The following is a 19,808-nucleotide window of genomic DNA, read 5'->3' as shown; positions in this document are numbered from 1 at the left end:
ACATCAGGTGCCGCCGGAGCAAAGGGGATAAGCCTTCTAATTTCTTTTGATCTCACAACTCAAATTATACTCAAAACGCACAAATTCATCTGCATCTTTCAAGTTAATTCCACGCTTTTGGGCCACATCATTAAACGCCGCATCAAGCGCATCTCTCAAGGTCAAATCTATATCGTAGTCTAGGATATTTAGCTTTTTTGGGAAACTGTTCTTGCTAACCTCAGCGGGGGCTATCTTCTTAATATCGTTTCTATCACCAAATATTGTATTCCACCCTGAGCGGTATTGTGGGGTTGAAATACTTGAAAAATGACTGGTCGATGATTGAGCGGCCGAAACTGATTTGGATGCCGAATTATCTACTGATTTAGCTTCAGTCTGCGGAGTTTCGGTCTTGGGAACCTCAGTCTTGGTCGTCTCATTTGTTTTTGATACAGGTTCAGCTTTTTTCGGAGTTTTTGCATCACTCATCTTATGGCGCTTTCATAAAAAAATTCATAAGCGCATCTAACAACAAGGAAAAATAATATAAAGAGAAAAGGCCATGCCTGCCTAGGCTCAGGACTCATAACCAGAATATGACGGTTGCTGCGAGAGCGATGGCGGAGAGGAAGGCGGTTGGGGATCTGTCGTAGCGGGTTGCGACACGACGCCAGTCTTTGATCCTGCCGAACATTCTCTCGATAGGGTTGCGTCTCTTGTAGCGGCGCTTGTCATATTTGATGGTCTTCTTGCGCGGCTTTCTTCCTGGGATGCAGGGTCTGGTCCCCTTGTCTATAAAGGTGTTCGGAACCAGTCAGCATCATATCCTCTGTCAGCAAGGAGCCATTCAGCCTCTGGCAAGCAGTTCATCAAGGCAGCAGCGCCCGTAACCAAACACGGCGTTGTCGTCCCGTTTGATTGCAACAATTGTAGACCGCGTAAAGACGCCATCCTCATCGTGGAACGGAGCGCTGGGGTGCTGAAAGGTCAGTGCGCGACAGTTACAAAGCAGCGCCATTGCCGCGCAAGCGGCTTAGTCCTTCTGCCCTTCGCGTACAAATGTGCATGGCGCAGCATCTGTAATTATCAGCCCTTGGCGTCAAATGACACGAACGGCCCTTAGCTGCCAATCGACAACGTCGCAGCGAATGGCAGCAAGGAGCCCATTCTGTGATTTTGATTTTCACCCTGCGTGCTTGCAGAACAAAAAATGCGGCAGTTGCATAATCATCTGCTTTGCGACGCGGCGAAAAAGCCGGCCATTCATGCAAGACGCAGCGAGACCAATCGGTCGAACTCTCAGATTGTGGAGAGGCTGAGGAACGTTAATGTGGTCCTCTTCGCGTCGCGACTGATACTATCGAAAGACCAAGTCGGGAACCGAACCGTCTGTATCACTTGCCTGGGTAAAGCCTTTGTCATGCCTTAAGGCAGCGGGTGTCATGCCAAACAAGGATTTGATACTGCGCGAGAAATGCGGCAAACTCTGGTAGCCGCATTCAAAAGCGACTAGCGAAAGACTGAGCTGTGTGTGGATTAAGAGATGCCTCGCTTTGGACGCGCGCAAACGCCATAGATACCTTGAGGGCGTTGTCCCTATGTGCTTCTTGAATGCACGGATCAGATGTTCAGCGGTGATTCCAAGTTGTGCGGCGACCATTTGGATGTCGACAGTTTCATCACCCAAATGAGTCTCGATATAGCGACGTGCCGCCCGAATGCTTGCGGGAACGCTTTGGTCTTCTCCGTGCTTATGCGCTTCAAACAGGAAACTTCGCAACAGCGCGTGGCCAAGCGCGTCACGCATCGCATTCAGATCCTGTACTGACGCCGGGCCCGTGTCGACGCCGAGGGTCATCAACTGATTTGAACGATCCGGCGTTTTCAACACACCAAAAGACGGCGTGGCATCACGGAATTGTCCGTCGGGAAGTTGCGGCAAAAAGCCTTCACACCAATGCGCCGTTGTGGAGACGCCTTTTTGATAATGGAACGCCAAGCGACTTGGTGCAGCGGCCAAACCGATCTGCCCGGCGTTGACTGCAATCGCCTGATCACCCCATCGAAGCGTGCAGGTTCCACTGTCCACAATAAGCAGGCAGAGGTATGGTCGCATGATCGGCCCAAAAACACCACCCTTGGGGTAGGTCATTCCTCCAAAAGAGAATCCTCTGATATTTGCTATGAGCTGTTCCACTCGTATTCTCCCTATTTTGAGCGCGAGCGCCCCATTTTTTGTGCGCCAGCGCCTAAACTTTCAGCCACAAGAAAACAGTTGGATAGGCTGCTGGCCTGTCTGATCTCTCTTTAAAACGGCGGTAATTCAGAAAACTAAACAAAATATCAGTTTGAGGCAATAATTTGCAATTTTGTGCCCTTTCTAAGCTGGTTTTGATCAACAATCATCATGCTAAATTCGCTCACGTGGGTGCGAAATGGCCAAGAGGATTAACGTGTTTCAGCCTACAGACAGTTCAAAAAACACAACCGCATTGCCCCGCAACTGCAGTTTCAACGAAACAGACTGGTCAATCTTGGCAGGGTTTTGGCATCCGGTGGCCTATGCGCACGAAGTCACCGACAAGCCCATGCCTGCCAAGCTTCTTGATGTTGAATTGGTAATTTACCGCACGTCGAACGGTATAGGCGTTGCGCGAGACATTTGTCCGCACAGGGGAACACGGCTGAGCGGCGGATGGGTCAAAGATGACAGGATCGTTTGCCCAATGCATGGTCTTTGCTTTGACCACTCAGGTGCGTGCACGAAAATACCGTCAGTTTCAGACGCAAACGCGCGCATTCCACCACGCATGCGTTTGCAATCACTGCTTAACGAAGAACGGTATGGTATCATTTGGGCATGCCTTTCTGAAACACCCAGCCATGCGTTGCCTGATTGGCCAGGTATTGGCGATCCAAATCTGAAGAACTTGCATATACCCAGCGGAACATGGGCAGCTGCGGCCAGCAGACATGTCGAGAACTTCAATGATGTCGCGCATTTTCCCTTTGTACACAAAGAGACATTTGGGGGGTACGAAAGTGACCCCATTCCAAATTACGAGGTCACCGCAACAGATTATGGGCTGACCTTTGATCTACCTTATCTAGAGGAAGGGAACAGGTTTCCCGATGATATCGAAGGTCATGAGCGGCATGTCACATACACCTACCAACTGACCCTGCCGTTTTCGACAATCATCATTATCAAGCCTGATGAAGGGCCTTACGCGCAGTACTTTGCCGATACCGTTTGCCCCGTTTCAGCGCGTGAGACACGGATTTTTCAGGTCGTCACGGATACATCGGGCGAACCTGATGCTGACTTCCTGATCAAAGAATCCCAGATGGTCAATAATGAAGACAAAGCCATCGTCGAAAGCCAGCGGCCCGAAGATTTACCACTGGATTTAAAGGATGAAATCCACATTCCAGCTGACCGCATGTCGGTTGAATACAGACGCACTTTGGCCCGTTTGGGGCTGGGTGCACCTTTCTCAAGCTAAAAACTGCAAAAGCCAACACGGAGAATAGAATGAAGAAACGTACATTGCTGTCACTCATGGGGGCCACTGCCCTCAGTTTCGGGGCACTCGCGACGACTGCGCTCGCAGAAAATCCAACTGACTTGAACGTTGCGATTGTGCTGTCCGCGGGTTTGGAATCCCCTTGGGACGGAACGCTGATCGAAGCGTTCGAGCGCACGAAAACTGAAAAGCCACACGGATTGGACATCAGCTGGACATACACCGATCCGCTTTGGGGTGATGATGCAGGCGACGCGATGCGCCTGTTTGCAGAGTCAGGTGAATTTGACATTATTTGGGCGCACTCGACCTATTCTGATCAGGTCGAAAAGATGCAAGCAGAGTTCCCGGATATTCTCTTTGTCGTTGTGGGCTCCGGTAACGAGGGGCTCGGTGGGAATCAGTATTGGGTCTACAAACGCGTCCATGAACCTGCCTACGCGATTGGCGTTTTGGCAGGCCAGATGACCGAAACAAACACGCTTGGCGTCGTAGGGTCCTTTCCCGCTGATGACGTGAATGACGAGATCAACGCGTTTTTTAACGGGGCGCGATCGGTCAATCCGGATATCATTCAAAAAGTGGCCTTTATCGAAAGCTGGTATGATCCTGCAAAAGCAGCCGAGATGACATCGGCCCAGATTGCGACTGGTGCAGATATGATCTTTTCACTGGCGGCCAATTTCCAGCCCTGCGAAGAAGCCGAGATCCTATGCTTTGCCAACTTCGCCGACCAACATTCGTTTTCACCAACCACTGTGCTGACAAGCGTCTTGGCGAATTGGGATCCGGATGTGAACTATATCGTGGACGAATGGTGGGCATATAAGACCGACGGCGCAGCATATGACGGCAATACCGAAATCGTATGGCGCGGCATGTCCGAAGGTGGTGCTGCGCTCGCTCCGTTCTATGAACTCGCCGACAAGGTTCCTGCGGAGGCCAAAGCGGTATTTGACCAGACCTTAGCAGACATCATGTCTGGCGCTTTTGTGGTCGAACTCGACGTGGCTGTTCCCACATCTGACTAAGCCTTTGCTGCGCGCGCCAATCTGCGGGCGCAGCATCCCGTTTGTTTAGGATACCACCTATGTCGCCCCTGTTGAAATGTGTTGAGCTGACCAAGCGCTTTCCCGGTGTCGTGGCCAACGATCGGGTGACCTTTGATCTGATGCTCGGTGAAGTGCATTGCCTGTTTGGTGAAAACGGCGCTGGTAAATCAACATTGTCGTCTTGCCTGTTCGGATATTACCAACCCGAAGGCGGGCACATCGAATGCGATGGTAGTCCGGTCAAATTCAACTCTCCGCGCGACGCGATCGCCGTTGGTATTGGGATGGTGCATCAGCATTTCGTTCTGGTTGCTGACTTTACAGTTCTCGAGAACATCGTCGTTGGCACGCATGCTAAAGGCTGGAAGCTGGACCTCAAATCCGCACGCGCACGCGTGGACGCGCTTTGCCAGCAGTATGATATCAATCTTGATCTTGATGCCTATGTGCGTGACCTTGCTGTTGGGCAGCAGCAATGGGTCGAGATCCTCAAAGCGCTCTATCTCGACGCGAGAATCCTCATTCTGGACGAGCCAACAGCTGTTTTGACACCAGACGAATCTGAGCGTTTGTTTCTTATTATCGACCAAATGTGCCAGCGCCATATCTCAATTATCCTGATCAGTCACAAAATGTCAGAGGTCATGCAGGCGGACCGGGTGACAGTTCTGCGCAAGGGCGCTGTCGTCGGCACCGTCGAGATTGCCGATGCGACACCTGACATGCTGACAAAGATGATGGTGGGCCGCGACGTGGCTTTGCGTGTGTCGCGCACAAATACTGCTGACCAAGGTGACGTCAAAAAGCCCGTCCTAGAGGTTCGCAATGTCTCTTATGTGGCCGCTTCGGGGAAAAGCGCACTAACGGACATCACACTGACGATTCACAGCGGTGAGATTTTGGGCCTTGCCGGTGTGTCTGGCAATGGACAGAAAGAGCTGTTTGAAGTCCTGTCGGGTATCCTTGTCCCTGACGCCGGAGAGATCACACTGGACGGTGCGACGGTCACAGGAATGCAGTCCCGAGACTATATGCAACGCGGTGTCGGGCTGATCCCCGATGATCGCTTCCGTGAAGGGTTAATCCCCGAATTCAGCGTGCAGGAAAACATGATCCTTGGCTGGCAGCGCGATGATGCTTACACGTCGGGGCCGCTTTTGAGCGCAGCTAAGATCAAAGAAAACGGCGAGGCCATGATCGACGCCTTCCAGATCAAAGTCCCTTCTGGCGCGACACCTGTGAACCATCTATCGGGGGGCAACGCACAAAAGGTCATTCTTGCGCGTGAATTCAGCCAATCCAGCACCTTATTGCTGGCAAATCAGCCAACGCGCGGGCTTGATCTTGGGGTGATTGAATATGTCTATACCCAAATCATCGCCAAGCGGGACCAAGGCTACGCTGTCCTGCTTGCATCAGAAGAACTGGAAGACCTCCTTAATATCAGTGACCGAATAGCGGTCATGTCAGACGGTAAGATCGTCGGGATCGTCAATGCACAGGACAGTTCGGTGCCCGAAATCGGGCAGCTCATGACCGGAGCGCAAGCCGCATGAGTAGCATTGATGACATGCCCACCGGGCAAAGACGGATCAAAGTTGAGCGGCGTCTCAACCCCAATGCCAGTTGGACATTGGCAATGTATATGATCGCGACCCTTTTTGGTTTCGGCCTGACAGCTTTGCTAATCTGGACCAGCGGCGCTGACGTGCTCAAAGCATTCATGACGCTGTTTGACGGCGCGTTTGGCAGCCAAAAGGCATGGATTGCCAGCTTGGCAAAAGCCACGCCGTTGATCCTGACAGGCTTGGCGACGATAGTTGCGTTTCGCGCGCAAGTCTGGAGCATCGGACAAGAAGGTCAGGTCTATTCTGGGGCAATGGGAGCCTACCTGGCTTGCCTTGTTTTTGCAGGCCTTCCGGTTGGAATTTACCTCAGCCTGATCATCCTATCGGGCATGATAGCGGGTGCAGGTTTGGGTATCATCGCCGCTATTCTGAAAACGCGTTTTGGGGTGAACGAGATTATCTCGACCGTGATGATGAATTATCTCATTGTCTTCCTTCTCAGTTATCTGATCGGCGGCGGACCTTGGACCGAAGTGTCAAGTTCCGTCGTCTATCAACAGTCAGCCCGGATACCTGACGCGGCCCACTTGCCCTATCTGTTCGGCACCACCAAATTGCATATTGCCTTTGTTTTTGCATTGATTGCAGCGGTCTTTTGCTATGTTATGTTGGAGAAAACACCCTTGGGATACGAAATCCGCGCGATGGGGTTTAACCCTGTGGCGCTCGCACATCGCGGTACAAACATCGGTCGAACGATGATTATAGTGATGGCAATCAGTGGCGCAATTGCAGGTCTGGCGGGCGTATCCGAAATCTTCGGCACATCGCACCGCGTCCGCGTTGATACGCTTTACGGGTTCGGATTTACTGGCATTATCATCGGTATGATTGGTGGCCTGCGTCCTTTGGGGGCTGTAATCGCGGGTATCTTTTTTGGCGGTTTAGAGACCGGTGCGCTGTATATGAAGCTGCTGGCTAAGGTACCGGCCGCCATAGTTCCCGCCATGGAGGGGATCTTGCTTTTGACCTTTCTTATTGCAGGAGTCGCTGCACGCTACAAAATTGTACGGGTGAACACCAATGACTGAGCTGTTTTCCGAAGCAATTCTGATTAGCATCTTTGCAGGTACCGTTCGAATAATGACGCCGATCCTTTTTGCAGCGATTGGCGAGTTGGTGACCCAACGTGCAGGCATCTGGAACATGGGCGTCGAAGGCACAATGTTGATGGGCTCCTTTACGGCCTATTTTGTGGCAACGTCGACCGGCTCAATCTGGCTGGCGGTCTTAGCGGCTGTCATTTCGGGCATCATGATGGGGCTGGTAACAGCATTTATGACCGTAACAATGCGGGTGGATCATTTTATTTCCGGACTCGGAATCAACCTATTGGTTGCCGGACTGACGCTTTACTGGTTCCGGATCTACATTGCAGGCCGCGCGCAGCCGACCTTTGACGGCTTTAACAGCGTCGCCATTCCAGGGCTGTCGCAAATTCCCTATCTTGGGCCGATCCTGTTCGATCAACGCCTTCTCACCTATTTGGCATTTGCAGCTGTGCCGATGATCTGGTTCCTCCTTTACCGGACCCGCATGGGATTGGAGCTGCGGTGTTTGGGCGAAAACCCCAAAGCCCTGGATATTAAAGGCCTCAGCGTTGTTTGTCGGCAATACATGGCCGTATTGATCGGGTCTGCGATGACGGGTCTCGGCGGCGGCTTCCTTATGCTCGGTTTCTCGGATCGTTTTCTGGCCGATATCACCGCTGGTCGTGGCTGGCTTGCGATTGTTGCAATCATTGCGGGCAATTGGATGCCACGCGGCGTGCTTGCTGCTGTCTTTGTATTTGCTTTGCTTGAGAGCATTGGGACACATGTCCAAGTGCTGGGCCTGAATATGCCGCACCAGATTTTCCTCGCTATGCCTTACCTTGCATCGATCCTGTTACTCATGGGACTGAGGCGAAAAACCAACCAACCTGTCAAACTTGGCATACCGTATTTGCGCTAATCCAGAAAAGGGAGCGTCATGAAGCTAACATGCGACGATCCGGTGATCCTGAACCAATGGCATCCCCTAAGCTCGTTTGACGAGATCGCAGTGGGAGCAACCCATCACACAGTGCTGTTGGAACAGCCGGTGTCCTATCAGATGACTTCGGCCGGCGACGTGTCGGTGTGGCTTCGCGATGATATCAGTTGTGCCCTTCCTTTGAAACGCGCCTATGGGTTTTTATGGACGTGTCTTGGGACGCCACCTGATGACATTTTTCCCATTTTCGAATTGGATGAACCGGATCGCCAAAATGTAGCGACGGGGGTCTTTGGCGTAAATGTCTCTTTCGGGCGCGCGATTGAGAACTTTTTGGACATGGGGCATTTTCCCTTCGTTCATACAGGCATTCTGGGTGAAGAACCCCACACAGAGGTCAAGGAATACGATGTTGAGGTCTCCGAAAGCCGCGATGAAATCATGGCGACCCGCTGTCGTTTCTATCAACCACAGGCATCCTTGGCATCGGAAGCCGGCGCGGACGTTGATTATGTTTTTCGGGTCCCACACATCAATTGCGCGCTCTTATACAAATCCAGCCCTGGGTACGAAGCTGAAGGCCGGATGGACGTGATCTATATGTTCTTGCAACCCATGGGTCCGGAATGGACGCGTGCGCACACTGGGATGTGTGTCATCGATATGGACAGCAGTTATCAGGGAATACGCTACTTCCAGCAGGTGATTTTCGGACAGGACAAGTCGATCTTGGAAAACCAGCAACCCAAGCGCTTGCCCCTTGATACGCGCGCAGAAACGCCCATTCGCGCTGATAAATCCGCCATTGCTTACCGCAGATGGCTGACAACAAAGGGGCTGACCTATGGCGTCATTCCAGCGTTGTGATGAGGAAAATGAGATGTATGTAGACTTCAGACAATGGTATCCTATCGCTTCCAGCAGTGATCTGCCGCTACGGCATGTGTATCAGGGCCAATTATGGGGGCGCGAACTCGCAGTATGGCGTGCCGACGATGGCCACGTCAATGTCTGGGAAAACCGGTGCCTGCATCGTGGCGTGCGCCTGAGCATCGGTCTGAACGAAGGACGCGAACTTCGGTGTCTTTACCACGGTTGGCGCTATGCGAACCGGACTGCAGGCTGCACATATATTCCGGCCCATCCCGCTGATGCGCCAGCGCGCACAATTTGCAACAACACCTATCAGTGCATTGAGGCGCATGGTCTTGTTTGGTCAGCAATTGCCCCAGAGTCAGTTCTGACTTTGCCCGTTGCGCTGGATAACACGATGCCCTTGGCACTTCGTCCGATGCCGATATCCGCGCCTTCAAGTGAGGTGAAAAAAATAGCGCGGGACTATCCATTTGGCGCGTTGATCGATCAGGACGACAAATGTCTGACCTTTCAATCCAGCGACGCAAGATTGCACCTGTTCATTCAACCTGTTGACGCGGGAAGAACAATATTACGTGGCTTAGTTTCTCCCACGACCACTGATCCAATTGAGGCCATGCAACACCATAATGATGCAATGACGGCTTTACGAGATCGCATCGAACTGGCCGTTGCCGGGGCGCTTCCGCCCGCCGCAATTGATGTGCAATTTGCACCTGTCGCGAAAGAGCTTGCCGAGATGCCAGATAGGGCGCCAGCCGGACCAAAGGTCGAACTCCGAACGAAGGTCGTGCGAAAATGGCAGGTCGCCAATCAGGTTATTGCATATCGCCTAGAGTCGATTGGCGGCCAACTTCCGACGGCACACCCCGGTTCGCATATAGACGTTAGCCTGCCCAACGGCATGTCGCGTCAATATTCGCTGACCAATGGCCCGGGCGAAACAGATCACTATACGATTGGCGTCAAGCGTGACAGTGCATCGCGCGGCGGATCGATTTGCCTACAGGACGACGTTCAAGAGGGAGACGTTTTGGCCATATCTGCGCCACACAACAACTTTCCCTTACGTCGTGATGCGGTGAAAACCATCCTGATCGCTGGAGGTATTGGGCTCACGCCAATGCTGGCGATGGCGCAAGCACTTAAGGTCCAAGACCTACCATTCGAACTTCATGTGTTTGTGCGGTTAAAAAATGATTTAGCATTCTCCAACCTTTTGGATGAATTGGGTGTATCAGTGGTACCATACATCGGGCTTTCGCGAGAGGTAACGGGTGGAGCAATCGCCGATATAGTTGGCAACTACACACCGGGCCAACATGTCTATCTCTGTGGCCCCGGCTCGATGTTAGAAGTGGCCCGTGGTATGGCTGCCAACGCAGGCTGGCCGGATAGCGCTGTCCATTTCGAGTACTTTAAGAATACCAACGACATTGATAACAGCACGACCTTTGAAATCGCACTCGCACGGTCCGCGTTGACGTTGCAGGTCCCTGCGGGCAAGACAATTCTACAGGTCTTAAATGAAAATGGCATTACAGCCCCAAGTTCTTGTGAACAAGGTGCATGTGGCACTTGTTTGATGACCGTAATTGACGGCGAACCCGATCATAAAGATGTTTACTTGTCATCAATCGAACGCGCCTCAAACCAAAAAATTGTGACTTGCGTATCAAGGTCAAAATCACAGCGCCTTGTCTTGGATATTTAAGGGAAAAAAATGAGATTGTATGACTACGAACTGTCAGGGAATTGTTATAAAATTCGTCTTTTTCTGAGTATCCTTGGCAAAAGTTTCGACACTCAAACGGTCGATTTTTATCCTGGGCGCGAGCATAAATCAGAAGCGTTCTTGGCACTTAATCCACTGGGTCAATTGCCGATCCTTGAAGACGCCGGACAGGTTCTGAGCGGATCAGACGTAATATTGTCTCATCTTGCCGCCCAGTACGACGCTTCACACAAATGGCATCCTCAGAACTTGCGCGGGGATATTTCTAAATGGATGCACGTTGCAGACGAGATAACAAAGACCGCATCGGCTGCGCGCCTGCATGATACGTTTTTCTATGATCTCAATATCGACACGGCGCGCGCGGGGGCCAAGAAAGTGTTTCGCAGTTTAGATGAGCACTTGTGGTTTGCTGAACAGCGCGGGCACGACTGGCTTCTCCCTGCTGGGCATCCGACTATCGCAGACATCGCCTGTTTCCCTTACGTCGCACTTTCAGAAGAAGGTGGAATATCAAGACAGGACTACCCAGCGATCCGGCGTTGGTGCGATCGGATAAAACGCATCGATGGTTTTTTACCGATGCCAGGCATCTTCCCAACGAGCAAAGCGGTATGAAACGATCCGCCTTCAAGCAGATCAAGCTCTTCAATATTGGGCTCTATGCGTCAGGGCTGGATGGTATGGGTCAATTTAGCGCATCGATCTCGATAGAAAGAACCGGCGTTGTTGCATGGACCCCCACTCCACTGATATTGGTGGCGGCCTGCCTTCTTGAGGCTGATATAAATGCCGCACAAATTCAACGCTGATCGTCGTGACAAGATCTCGAAGCAAAAGCGTCGGTTGACCAACTGCGCCGCGTACGACGAAAGCCTGCGGCGGCGCAGTGATTTGACGGTTTGGATTAACGAAGAGGCCCTCGCTTTGTGGGCGGCGGCACCCTGAACGACGCCTGGTGGCCAGGCAGTCTATTTGGACTTGGCGATTGAGCTTTGCCTGACCATTGGCATGGTGTTCAAGCAGCCACTGCGACAAACCCAAGGCTTGATGCGATCAATCGCCGGACTGCTGGGGGTTGAAATCGCGGTGCCGCATTTCACGACCTTGTCACGCAGGGGCAATGGGCTGAGTTTGCCTCCCAAAGCTGTGCCCAAAAGCACCGAACCAGTACATCTGGTCGTGGATAGCACTGGGTTAAAGATCTTTGGCGAAGGCGAATGGCTGGAGCAAAAGCATAAAACCAAGCGCAAACGACGATCTTGGCGCAAGTTGCACCTTGGCCTAGACCTTGTCAGCGGCCAGATCGTCTGCTCCAATTTGACCGCTGATGACATTGGCGATCCGACCGCCCTACCGGGCCTGCTGGATCAAATTGACGGCGGAAAAGGCGCTGTGTGGGGCGCTCTTCTTGGCCCTATTGGCCTGATCATTGCCGCCGTTCTGAAGAGGAAGTGATCCCAAAGATTCGACTGTGCTTAATAGCTCTCATAATGCTGTGAACGCGGGCGAGCAGCCGCATCACAGCGCTCTGCCGCCCCAGACCTTCATGAAATCGGCGATCTCGTCAAGTTCATGGGGCTCTGCAGCCCCAGCGGCACGCAACTCCTCCAGCTCAGCCTGCGCTTTTCGGAAAGTCATCCACTCGGTTTCAGGCGCATCGGGCGCGGACCACTTTTCGAGCAGAAAGCCGTTGAAGAGCGCCGTTTCTTCCAAATTCAGCAACTCTGGACTGTGAAACGCCACCAGCCGTCGACCAAGCTGGCGCAGCCGTGGGTCGGTAAGGCTGGCGACGATTTCTTGGCGCCGCGGCCAGGTCGCATGCTGGAACTCCTGCAGCAGTTGCTTGTCTGCGTTGGAGTAGAACTCCCCGTAGATCTGCCGCTCAACGGGCTTGGGCGGCGCGTCAGGGTCCTCGACGAAACGGGCGGCCATTGCCGCGCCCACACGCAGCCGAAACGCAGGTGCCTCGGCGATGACGGCGGCACGGCGCAGATGTTCCGCGCTGGGCGCCGTATGCTCGAGGAGCGCCGGTGCCTTATTTGTGGAAACGCCCCGTATGATCTTCGGTGTGGCATCGACGGCTGCAAAAAGCGCCTCATCGGACGCTTCGACGAATTCGGCTGGGTCCGCGGCATCGAGATCGAAAAACGCCGCATGGGCGCTGTTGCCCTGGGAATATCCACAAAGGCAGCCAACGTATGATCGCGGCTCACCGCCGCCAAAGTGGGTGACCAGCTCATACGGGCGGAAGCTCTCGAGCTTGGCCTGGACGCGCGCCTTTTGGGCGTTGTCGAGCAGCTCCGACCAAAGAGCTGGGCTCCGCGTTGCAATCAGGCGCGCAATATGAACCGTTGCCTCGACATCCCCCAAAGCATCATGTGCGTTGTGGGCATTGAAGCCATTGGCGGGCGCCAGGCGATCCAGCTTTAAGCTGCGGCGGCCCGTATCATCCTCGGGCCAGACCAGGAGATCAGGTTCACGAACATAGGCGGCATAGACGGCCGGCAGAATGTCGAAGCGCGTGTTTCCGTTGAACTGCGTGGCGTACACGTTCGGCGACAGATTCTGGTAGAAGGCCTGCCGCAGCACCTCCTCGTCAAATCGAATGCTGTTGAACCCGGTCCAGATCGCAGGTGACCAGCGATCAATCAGCGCGCCGATCTCTTGCGTAAACTCGAAGAGCGTCGGCAGGCCCGCGTCCAGCAACTGCGCTGGGCGCACGCCAGTTACCGCCAAGGCCCAAGGCGAAGGAATGATATGTGGGGCGATCCGGCAACGCAAATTGACCCGCTCGACCTCCCTGAATTCGTCATCCGTCAGAATGGCGGCGAATTGCAGTGGCTGATCAAAAGCAGGTGAAAGGCCGGTGATTTCGAGATCGTAAAAGGCGAATGTCATACCGCATATAATCTTCTGGGGTGCCGCGCGTCACGCGGGAATTATGTTAGAACTACAGTCCTCTTTTCCGATCTGTCTGCTATCTGGTTTCCGTGTCGGACATACCATCATTTATGCGACTGTGGGAGAAACAATCCGTCCTAGAGGAACAGTTGGGATAATATCTGCAGGATCACCCCAGACCGAAATCGATATCATATCTATACCTTCGGAATTAAGGTGTCCTGCTTGGATTTCAACGATGCGTACCCGAAGCTGCCCGCCTTTGGCCAGCGCAGGAACAATCAACTTTTTAGCATGATTTTCCAGATAACCTGCACGAACCTTTCGGGCTTTGCCAATGCCAAAGGGCAGCCTGGACGGCAACTTAACAAAGGCTGCCACATCATCACTGCCTTCCTGCACCAGCTGCAAGGGATCACCAAGATAAATAGCATCACGACACAAGTTAACTTCGAGTCTAAGAAGGCTCGTTTTGTAGATTAATACCTGCATTTCCGCCTCAAACGGCCCGATTCTGATCCGAGCTCATGGAGGTTATCCCACAAATCACAGGATTAGCGAAGTGCTCCCGATTAGGAAGGATATTCAAAGTCGATATTGCGGCGGTTCAGGGCCTTCAGCAGGCCAGCCAGGACGTTTCGTGATTCCACGCCTTCGCGCAAAGCCTCATCTATGGCCCGCAAGTTGGCTTTTGGATCTTTGATGTCGAACAGGATGCGCTGACCGAGCGCAGAATCGTAGATAACTTGATGGCACCCGTTAGACCTTGAACGCAGCCCCAAGAATTCTTGTCCATTTTCGCTGTGATAGGCCATTGTGCTCGTCCGAAGCTATTATTTACCATGATGTTGTCTACGCTTTTACGACAAGGTTTAAGCCCACTCGATCACAAGGCGACGCTACTGTTACGAATTAGGCACTCAACAAGCTTGCAAAGATGTATTCATACAACAATTACCCCCCCCCTACAATTAGACAAATGACTGGGCAACTCGGGTTGCCGCGCGCAGTTGCTCGAGCCATTTCGCGCGGATTTTCTCATCGGCAGGCGCATCGATAAGGACAAGGAGCAGTTTCTCCAAGCGGAACACGTTAACAGCTTCAGCGCGACGACCGGCCCCCGCTTACCGTTCTCAGTAAAGATTGTGGCAGCAGCGATCTCGGTAAGGCCTACTTACTGTTAAAGGTAAGGTGATAAAATAGGGTCTAGGACTGCAGGGCTTCGGCGAAGTACGCGAATGCAGGTCAGTTCGCGCCGTTGCACTTGAATGCGTACGAATGCAGTTTTTCTGTATCGGTGTTGATGTGGCGTTGATGTAAAAAACAAAACAGCCGGTGGTATTATTATACCACCGGCTAATCGTTTGATTTATTGTCTTAACTTGGTTGCGGGAGTAGGATTTGAACCTACGACCTTCAGGTTATGAGCCTATAATCCCACAATTCCAATATGTAAGCAAAAACAGTCACTTAGCCAGTAAGCCTTTGATTTTACAGGTTTGCAAACCAGACATTGAACAACATTCGCATGTTTTAGCCTTCAAAACCCGTTAGAAAAAGACGTACGCGCGTTGACATGGCGTTGACATGGCGTTGACATGAACATTTGGCACCAACTGAAAGTTAATCGCTTTTAAACTCAGAATTCGCCCCTGATCGCTTGGTCAATTAGTCGCAGCACTCTGCCCGAGCCGGCAGTTCGCAAGTGACGCTGTGACGGTCTGCGGTCAGCTCAAAATGCCCATTCACAGCCGAGATCCTCGCGGGTGCAGCATTTGACACGTTGGGCGGCTTCCAGACCTTCGCTGCAAGTGCGAGGTGGGAGTGCGTCAACAGCGAGAGCTGACATTCAGATTGCCAAAGAACTCAGTTTCTTTCTGCACCGCCGCAAGGCCGCTCCGAGCCCAACCTGACCAATGCTGCACGTCACACGAGCGGCTGCTCTTGGTATCCGTAGCGAAGCCGGGCGCTCAGCGGGTTCTCATTCAATGGCAGCGTTTATGAATTCTGAAACGAGCTTCAACCGCGTACGGTCTTTCATGGCGATAAGGGATGTGTTCCAGGCTTCAGGCATTTCCTCGATGTCAATTTCGCAAAGATCATCTTTGATGAGGCTGCTGTTTTGCAAGAACAACGCGACACCAATTCCCTGTAACACCGCTTCGCACATCAAGGGGAAGGTCGTCATTGTGGCCATGCGGGTAAGCGATATGGTGTAGCGATCACAGGCTTGGTCCAGCAAGCGGCGCGTGAGCGACCCTTTCTCCGGAATAATGACCGTCTCTTGTTCGAGCTTGGACAGTGAAATCTTGGTGCGTTTTGCGAAGGGGTGATCGCAGCGGCAATAGATGACATAACGCGCGCTTTCGATGTGGATATTTTCCCAATTCTCATGTTTGGGCGCATCCGTAATCAAGCCGACATCTGCAAGGCGGTTACTGATCATCGATTTGGCCGTCGTCCAATCATAAAGCCCAAAATCGACGCGAATATTGGGAAACCGGCGCTGAAACCGTGCGATGATCTTTAGCGCGGGTTGCGGCGCATTTCCAATGATCTTGAGGCGGCCCTCTTTCATGGCATTAAAACCTTCGAGCCGCTCAGTGACCTCTGCGCTCAGGGCGACCATGCGGTCTGCCAAATCATAAAAGTCCTGTCCAGTTGGGGTCAGTTCTACCCCATCCCGACCGCGCAGCAAAAGAGGCGTCCCGATACCTTTTTCAAGGTTCGCGATATGTTGCGTGATCGTGGACTGGGTGACGCCCAGCCGTGTTGCAGCTGCAGAAAAGCTTCCTTCACGGACAACATAGGCAAAGGCTTCGAACTGATGGTGATTGGGGCGCATGATCTTTCCTTTTGCCCTCCACATACAACCCATCGGTTTCACTAATATGACGACACAAAACTGTTGTGCTCACCGCCTATTGCTTGGCTGTACCAAGGGAGAATCACATGTCAGATCTGCAGATCGCATCTGTCACCAAGGACTTCGGCGAGACGTCCGTTTTGAAAGGGGTGACCCTAGATGTGAGGGACGGTGAGTTCATTTCATTGGTGGGGCCTTCGGGCTGCGGAAAATCGACCTTGCTGCGGATCATCGCCGGACTGGAAGCGCCAACGAGCGGCAACATCTCGATCGGCGGAAAAGATGTGACACAGCTCCGTGCGGCGGATCGTAATCTGTCGATGGTGTTTCAATCCTACGCGCTTTACCCCCATTTGACTGTGGCCGAGAATATCGCCGTGCCTTTGCAGATGCGCCAAATGACGGCGCTGCAGCGGTTGCCGGTGCTGGGCGCTGTGATGCCTGGAGCGCGGACGCAGAAAACAGAAATCACGGAAGCGGTCCGGCATGCGGCCGAGATGCTGGAAATCGGCGCCCTTCTAGATCGAAAGCCCGGGCAATTGTCGGGCGGACAGCGGCAGCGAGTCGCCTTGGGCCGCGCCTTGGTGCGCGATCCGGCAGCGTTTTTGCTGGATGAGCCGTTGTCCAATCTGGATGCCAAGCTACGCGTTCAGACCCGCGCCGAAATCGCTGAACTGCACCGCAGCCTGAAGGCGACATTCATTTATGTCACCCATGATCAGGTCGAAGCCATGACCATGTCCGACCGTATTGCGGTGATGATGGGCGGTGAGATCCTGCAATGTGCAGCCCCCGATGCGATCTATGAAGACCCTGACGACATTCGCGTGGCCGAATTCATCGGTTCGCCCAAGATCAATATCTTGCCGGTCGAGCGCAACGGCACGGAGCTGACCGTTTTTGATCAGGTTTTGACCTCTCGTTTCTCCATCGACAGCCCAAAAGTTATGCGATTGGGCCTGCGCCCCGAAGCCCTGCGATTGACTCAATCTGCGCCACGTCTGACCGGGCGGGTTGTGCACTTCGAAAACCTCGGGTCCGAGGTCTTTGCCCAAGTTGCCTTGGACAGCGATGGATCGCGCGTGACCCTGCGGGCTGTGCCGGCACAGCGTCAGAGTTTGGGGCTGGGTGCGCAGGTCGGCCTGACCTATGATCTGAGCGCGGCCATGATATTCGACACAGAGGGCGCGCGGTTGCGCGGTATCGAACTTGCCGCCAACCGCGCACTAGAGGTGGCCTGATATGGCTGTTGTGGAGCACAGCGTCGCGCACATCGCCAAAGCCAAACCGGACAACCGGCAAGCCCGCGCGGGCTGGGGATTGGTCGCGCCTGCCTTGACGCTGATGGCTTTGATCCTGCTGGTCCCGATCATCGTCGCTGCTGTCCTGTCTTTCACCAATTATTCATTGGGCAATCCCAGTTTCGATTGGGTCGGAGTACAAAACTACGAGCGCCTGTTCACCCGTTCAACTTACGAAAAGATGTTTATCGCGACTTTTACTTATGTGGTCACCGTGGTGCCCATTTCCGTGGGTCTTGGCCTTGGGGCGGCCTTGCTGGTCCATTCGCTGGGCCGGATTGGGGACATCTACAAGACGATCTATTTCCTGCCGGTGATGGCGACGTTGTTGGCCATGGCAATTGCTTGGGAATTCATGCTGCACCCGACCATTGGCATGGTAAACCGTACGCTGGAATTGACCTGCGGGACGTGGTTTGAGGCGGTGCCTTTCTTTGGCAATGGGTGCGCCGAGGGGTTCCCACTTTGGCTGGGCGATCGCGACTACGCGATCTGGGTGGTTTGTTTCATTGGCATCTGGCAAGGGTTTGGTTTCAACATGGTGCTGTTTTTGGCCGGTCTGACGTCGGTGCACCGCGAACTCTACCATGCAGCCGAAATGGATGGGGCCCGCTCAGGCTGGGAACGTTTCCGACTGGTCACATGGCCCGCCCTTGGGCCAACCACGGTCTTTGTTGTGACCATTTCTTGCATCCGCGCCTTTCAAGTCTTTGACACCATCGAGGCCATCTGGCCCCAAGGCGGTGGGCCGAACAAATCCGCCTATGTGATGATGTTCGCGATCTTCGAGAAAGGCATTCAGCAGAACCTAATTGGCATCGGCTCGGCCATCACCATGTTGTTCCTGTTATTCGTCATGTTTCTAACCCTGATCCAGCGCTGGCTGGTCGAACGCAAGGTGCACTACTGATGACCCGCGATTGGTGGAAACATATGGTGCTGATCCTCGGCACGATTATCGTGCTGGCGCCGTTTTACATGATGGTCAGCTATTCGTTCAAAAGTCCCGGAGAGATCGACCGGGGTGAAGGTGGGTTCTTTGGCCGCCAAGAGATGATGATAGACCCGCGCTGCGTCGCCCTTCGCCAACCCGATCGCGCCGACATCGAAGCCGCCCGCACGCGGTTTCCCGGCCAAGATGACGGTGGTGTACAGGCGGCACTCTTGGCAGAAACGGAATCGGACTGTTCGATGCGGCCCGTGGTGTTCAACTATTCCAAGGCCTTCATCGAAGCGCCGCTTGTCCGTTATCTGCTCAATGGCGTAATCGTCACCGTGTCGATCTTTTTGATCCAGATTGTTGTGGCCCTGCCTGCCGCTTATGCCCTTGCGAAGCTCAAATTCTGGGGGCGCGATGCGGTCTTCGGGCTGGTCCTGTTCTGCCTGTTGATCCCCGTCCACGCCATTGCTTTGCCGCTCTATATCGGGCTGGCTAAACTTGGGCTGACCAACACATACGCCGCCCTTGTCGTTCCTTGGACGATCTCTGTCTTTGGCATTTTCTTGATGCGCCAGTTCTTTATGACTGTGCCTGACGACCTGATCGACGCGGCGCGGATGGACGGGATGACCGAATTTGCCATCGTCTGGCGGGTCATGCTGCCGACCGCGATCCCCGCGCTTCTGGCTTTCGCAATCTTTTCTGTCGTAGCCCATTGGAACGACTATTTTTGGCCGCGCATCGTTGTGACCGGAAACCGTGACCTGTTCACGCCGCCACTGGGCTTGCGCGAGTTTAAGGGCGATGGGGATGGGTCGTTCTTTGGCCCGATGATGGCCACAGCTACCGTTATCGTTACACCGCTGATCGTCGCGTTTTTGCTGGCGCAACGCCGCTTTATCGAGGGAATTACGCTGTCTGGAATGAAGTAGGGCGCGCCTTGGCTCGCCCTACCCATAGCCCCGCAAGGGGATATCGCCTCCCCACACGGGGAGCATCATTGGGGTCTACCAATCGCCAAAC

18 protein-coding genes and 3 pseudogenes are annotated in these 19,808 nt (G+C 53.4%); 14 read left to right on the top strand and 7 right to left on the bottom strand.

Annotation, left to right across the window (positions count from 1 at the left end):
- Positions 1-36: 36 nt before the first annotated feature.
- The 3 genes and pseudogenes from OA238_RS21460 to OA238_RS21455 all read right to left on the bottom strand — a co-directional run bounded on the left by OA238_RS21460 (position 37) and on the right by OA238_RS21455 (position 2,179).
- Entirely contained in the window at positions 37-471 is a 435-nt protein-coding gene (locus OA238_RS21460) for a hypothetical protein (protein WP_044037329.1), read from the bottom strand.
- A 94-nt stretch (positions 472-565) separates the two neighbouring features.
- Positions 566-870 (bottom strand): annotated as a pseudogene (locus OA238_RS30655) (transposase); the annotation flags it as partial.
- 469 nt (positions 871-1,339) lie between these two features.
- Positions 1,340-2,179, bottom strand: a complete 840-nt coding sequence (locus OA238_RS21455; protein ID WP_015496832.1) for a helix-turn-helix domain-containing protein — start codon at positions 2,177-2,179, stop codon at positions 1,340-1,342.
- Positions 2,180-2,417: 238 nt separating this feature from the next.
- On the opposite strand from OA238_RS21455, the pseudogene OA238_RS35235 reads away from it, so the two are divergent.
- From OA238_RS35235 to OA238_RS35230, 11 genes and pseudogenes are all read left to right on the top strand, one after another.
- Positions 2,418-2,753 (top strand): annotated as a pseudogene (locus tag OA238_RS35235) (Rieske 2Fe-2S domain-containing protein); the annotation flags it as partial.
- A gap of 39 nt (positions 2,754-2,792) precedes the next feature.
- The gene (locus OA238_RS21450; protein WP_245581364.1) at positions 2,793-3,488 is read left to right on the top strand and encodes a hypothetical protein; all 696 of its coding nucleotides are present in this window, start codon (positions 2,793-2,795) and stop codon (positions 3,486-3,488) included.
- Positions 3,489-3,517: 29 nt separating this feature from the next.
- Positions 3,518-4,540: a BMP family lipoprotein gene (locus OA238_RS21445; protein WP_015496830.1), complete on the top strand. Its 1,023-nt coding sequence runs from the start codon at positions 3,518-3,520 to the stop codon at positions 4,538-4,540.
- 59 nt (positions 4,541-4,599) lie between these two features.
- Positions 4,600-6,117 carry an ABC transporter ATP-binding protein gene (locus tag OA238_RS21440; RefSeq protein ID WP_015496829.1) on the top strand — a complete coding sequence of 506 codons (1,518 nt, stop codon included), beginning with the start codon at positions 4,600-4,602 and terminating at the stop codon, positions 6,115-6,117.
- A complete protein-coding gene (locus tag OA238_RS21435; RefSeq protein ID WP_015496828.1) occupies positions 6,114-7,220 on the top strand; it encodes an ABC transporter permease in 1,107 nt (368 codons plus the stop codon). Before OA238_RS21440 ends, OA238_RS21435 begins: the two co-directional genes overlap by 4 nt.
- Positions 7,213-8,142 carry an ABC transporter permease gene (locus OA238_RS21430; protein ID WP_015496827.1) on the top strand — a complete coding sequence of 310 codons (930 nt, stop codon included), beginning with the start codon at positions 7,213-7,215 and terminating at the stop codon, positions 8,140-8,142. The genes OA238_RS21435 and OA238_RS21430 overlap by 8 nt, the downstream gene beginning before the upstream one ends.
- 18 nt (positions 8,143-8,160) lie before the next feature.
- Complete coding sequence (locus OA238_RS21425; protein ID WP_015496826.1) at positions 8,161-9,030, top strand: aromatic ring-hydroxylating oxygenase subunit alpha; 870 nt, start codon at positions 8,161-8,163, stop codon at positions 9,028-9,030.
- A gap of 13 nt (positions 9,031-9,043) precedes the next feature.
- Positions 9,044-10,753, top strand: a complete 1,710-nt coding sequence (locus OA238_RS21420; RefSeq protein WP_044038617.1) for a Rieske 2Fe-2S domain-containing protein — start codon at positions 9,044-9,046, stop codon at positions 10,751-10,753.
- 9 nt (positions 10,754-10,762) lie between these two features.
- Positions 10,763-11,392, top strand: a complete 630-nt coding sequence (locus OA238_RS21415) for a glutathione S-transferase family protein (RefSeq protein ID WP_015496824.1) — start codon at positions 10,763-10,765, stop codon at positions 11,390-11,392.
- Positions 11,389-11,586, top strand: coding sequence for a hypothetical protein (locus tag OA238_RS21410; protein ID WP_044037324.1), 198 nt, complete (start codon positions 11,389-11,391; stop codon positions 11,584-11,586). The genes OA238_RS21415 and OA238_RS21410 overlap by 4 nt, the downstream gene beginning before the upstream one ends.
- Positions 11,564-12,154, top strand: a pseudogene (locus tag OA238_RS35230) (IS5 family transposase); the annotation flags it as partial. The gene OA238_RS21410 and the pseudogene OA238_RS35230, both read left to right, overlap by 23 nt.
- 141 nt (positions 12,155-12,295) lie before the next feature.
- On the opposite strand, the gene OA238_RS21400 reads toward OA238_RS35230, so the two are convergent.
- The 4 genes from OA238_RS21400 to OA238_RS21385 form a co-directional block, all read right to left on the bottom strand.
- On the bottom strand, positions 12,296-13,675 hold the full coding sequence (locus OA238_RS21400; RefSeq protein WP_015496823.1) for an exodeoxyribonuclease I: 1,380 nt from the start codon (positions 13,673-13,675) through the stop codon (positions 12,296-12,298).
- A gap of 111 nt (positions 13,676-13,786) precedes the next feature.
- The gene (locus OA238_RS21395; RefSeq protein WP_015496822.1) at positions 13,787-14,170 is read right to left on the bottom strand and encodes a hypothetical protein; all 384 of its coding nucleotides are present in this window, start codon (positions 14,168-14,170) and stop codon (positions 13,787-13,789) included.
- An 80-nt stretch (positions 14,171-14,250) separates the two neighbouring features.
- Positions 14,251-14,493 carry a hypothetical protein gene (locus tag OA238_RS21390; RefSeq protein ID WP_015496821.1) on the bottom strand — a complete coding sequence of 81 codons (243 nt, stop codon included), beginning with the start codon at positions 14,491-14,493 and terminating at the stop codon, positions 14,251-14,253.
- A gap of 1,166 nt (positions 14,494-15,659) precedes the next feature.
- The gene (locus OA238_RS21385) at positions 15,660-16,523 is read right to left on the bottom strand and encodes a LysR family transcriptional regulator (RefSeq protein ID WP_015496820.1); all 864 of its coding nucleotides are present in this window, start codon (positions 16,521-16,523) and stop codon (positions 15,660-15,662) included.
- 107 nt (positions 16,524-16,630) lie between these two features.
- Here OA238_RS21385 and OA238_RS21380 point away from each other — a divergent pair, with 107 nt between their 5' ends.
- Genes OA238_RS21380 through OA238_RS21370 form a run of 3 tightly spaced genes read left to right on the top strand, consistent with a single transcriptional unit; the run spans position 16,631 to position 19,717 of the window.
- Complete coding sequence (locus OA238_RS21380) at positions 16,631-17,785, top strand: ABC transporter ATP-binding protein (RefSeq protein WP_015496819.1); 1,155 nt, start codon at positions 16,631-16,633, stop codon at positions 17,783-17,785.
- A 1-nt stretch (position 17,786) separates the two neighbouring features.
- A complete protein-coding gene (locus tag OA238_RS21375) occupies positions 17,787-18,755 on the top strand; it encodes a carbohydrate ABC transporter permease (RefSeq protein ID WP_015496818.1) in 969 nt (322 codons plus the stop codon).
- Positions 18,755-19,717: a carbohydrate ABC transporter permease gene (locus tag OA238_RS21370; RefSeq protein ID WP_015496817.1), complete on the top strand. Its 963-nt coding sequence runs from the start codon at positions 18,755-18,757 to the stop codon at positions 19,715-19,717. Before OA238_RS21375 ends, OA238_RS21370 begins: the two co-directional genes overlap by 1 nt.
- The last annotated feature ends 91 nt before the right edge of the window (positions 19,718-19,808 follow it).

Source organism: Octadecabacter arcticus 238 (assembly GCF_000155735.2).
Classification (GTDB): Bacteria; Pseudomonadota; Alphaproteobacteria; order Rhodobacterales; family Rhodobacteraceae; genus Octadecabacter; species Octadecabacter arcticus.
This window is presented reverse-complemented; position numbering and strand designations above follow the sequence as displayed.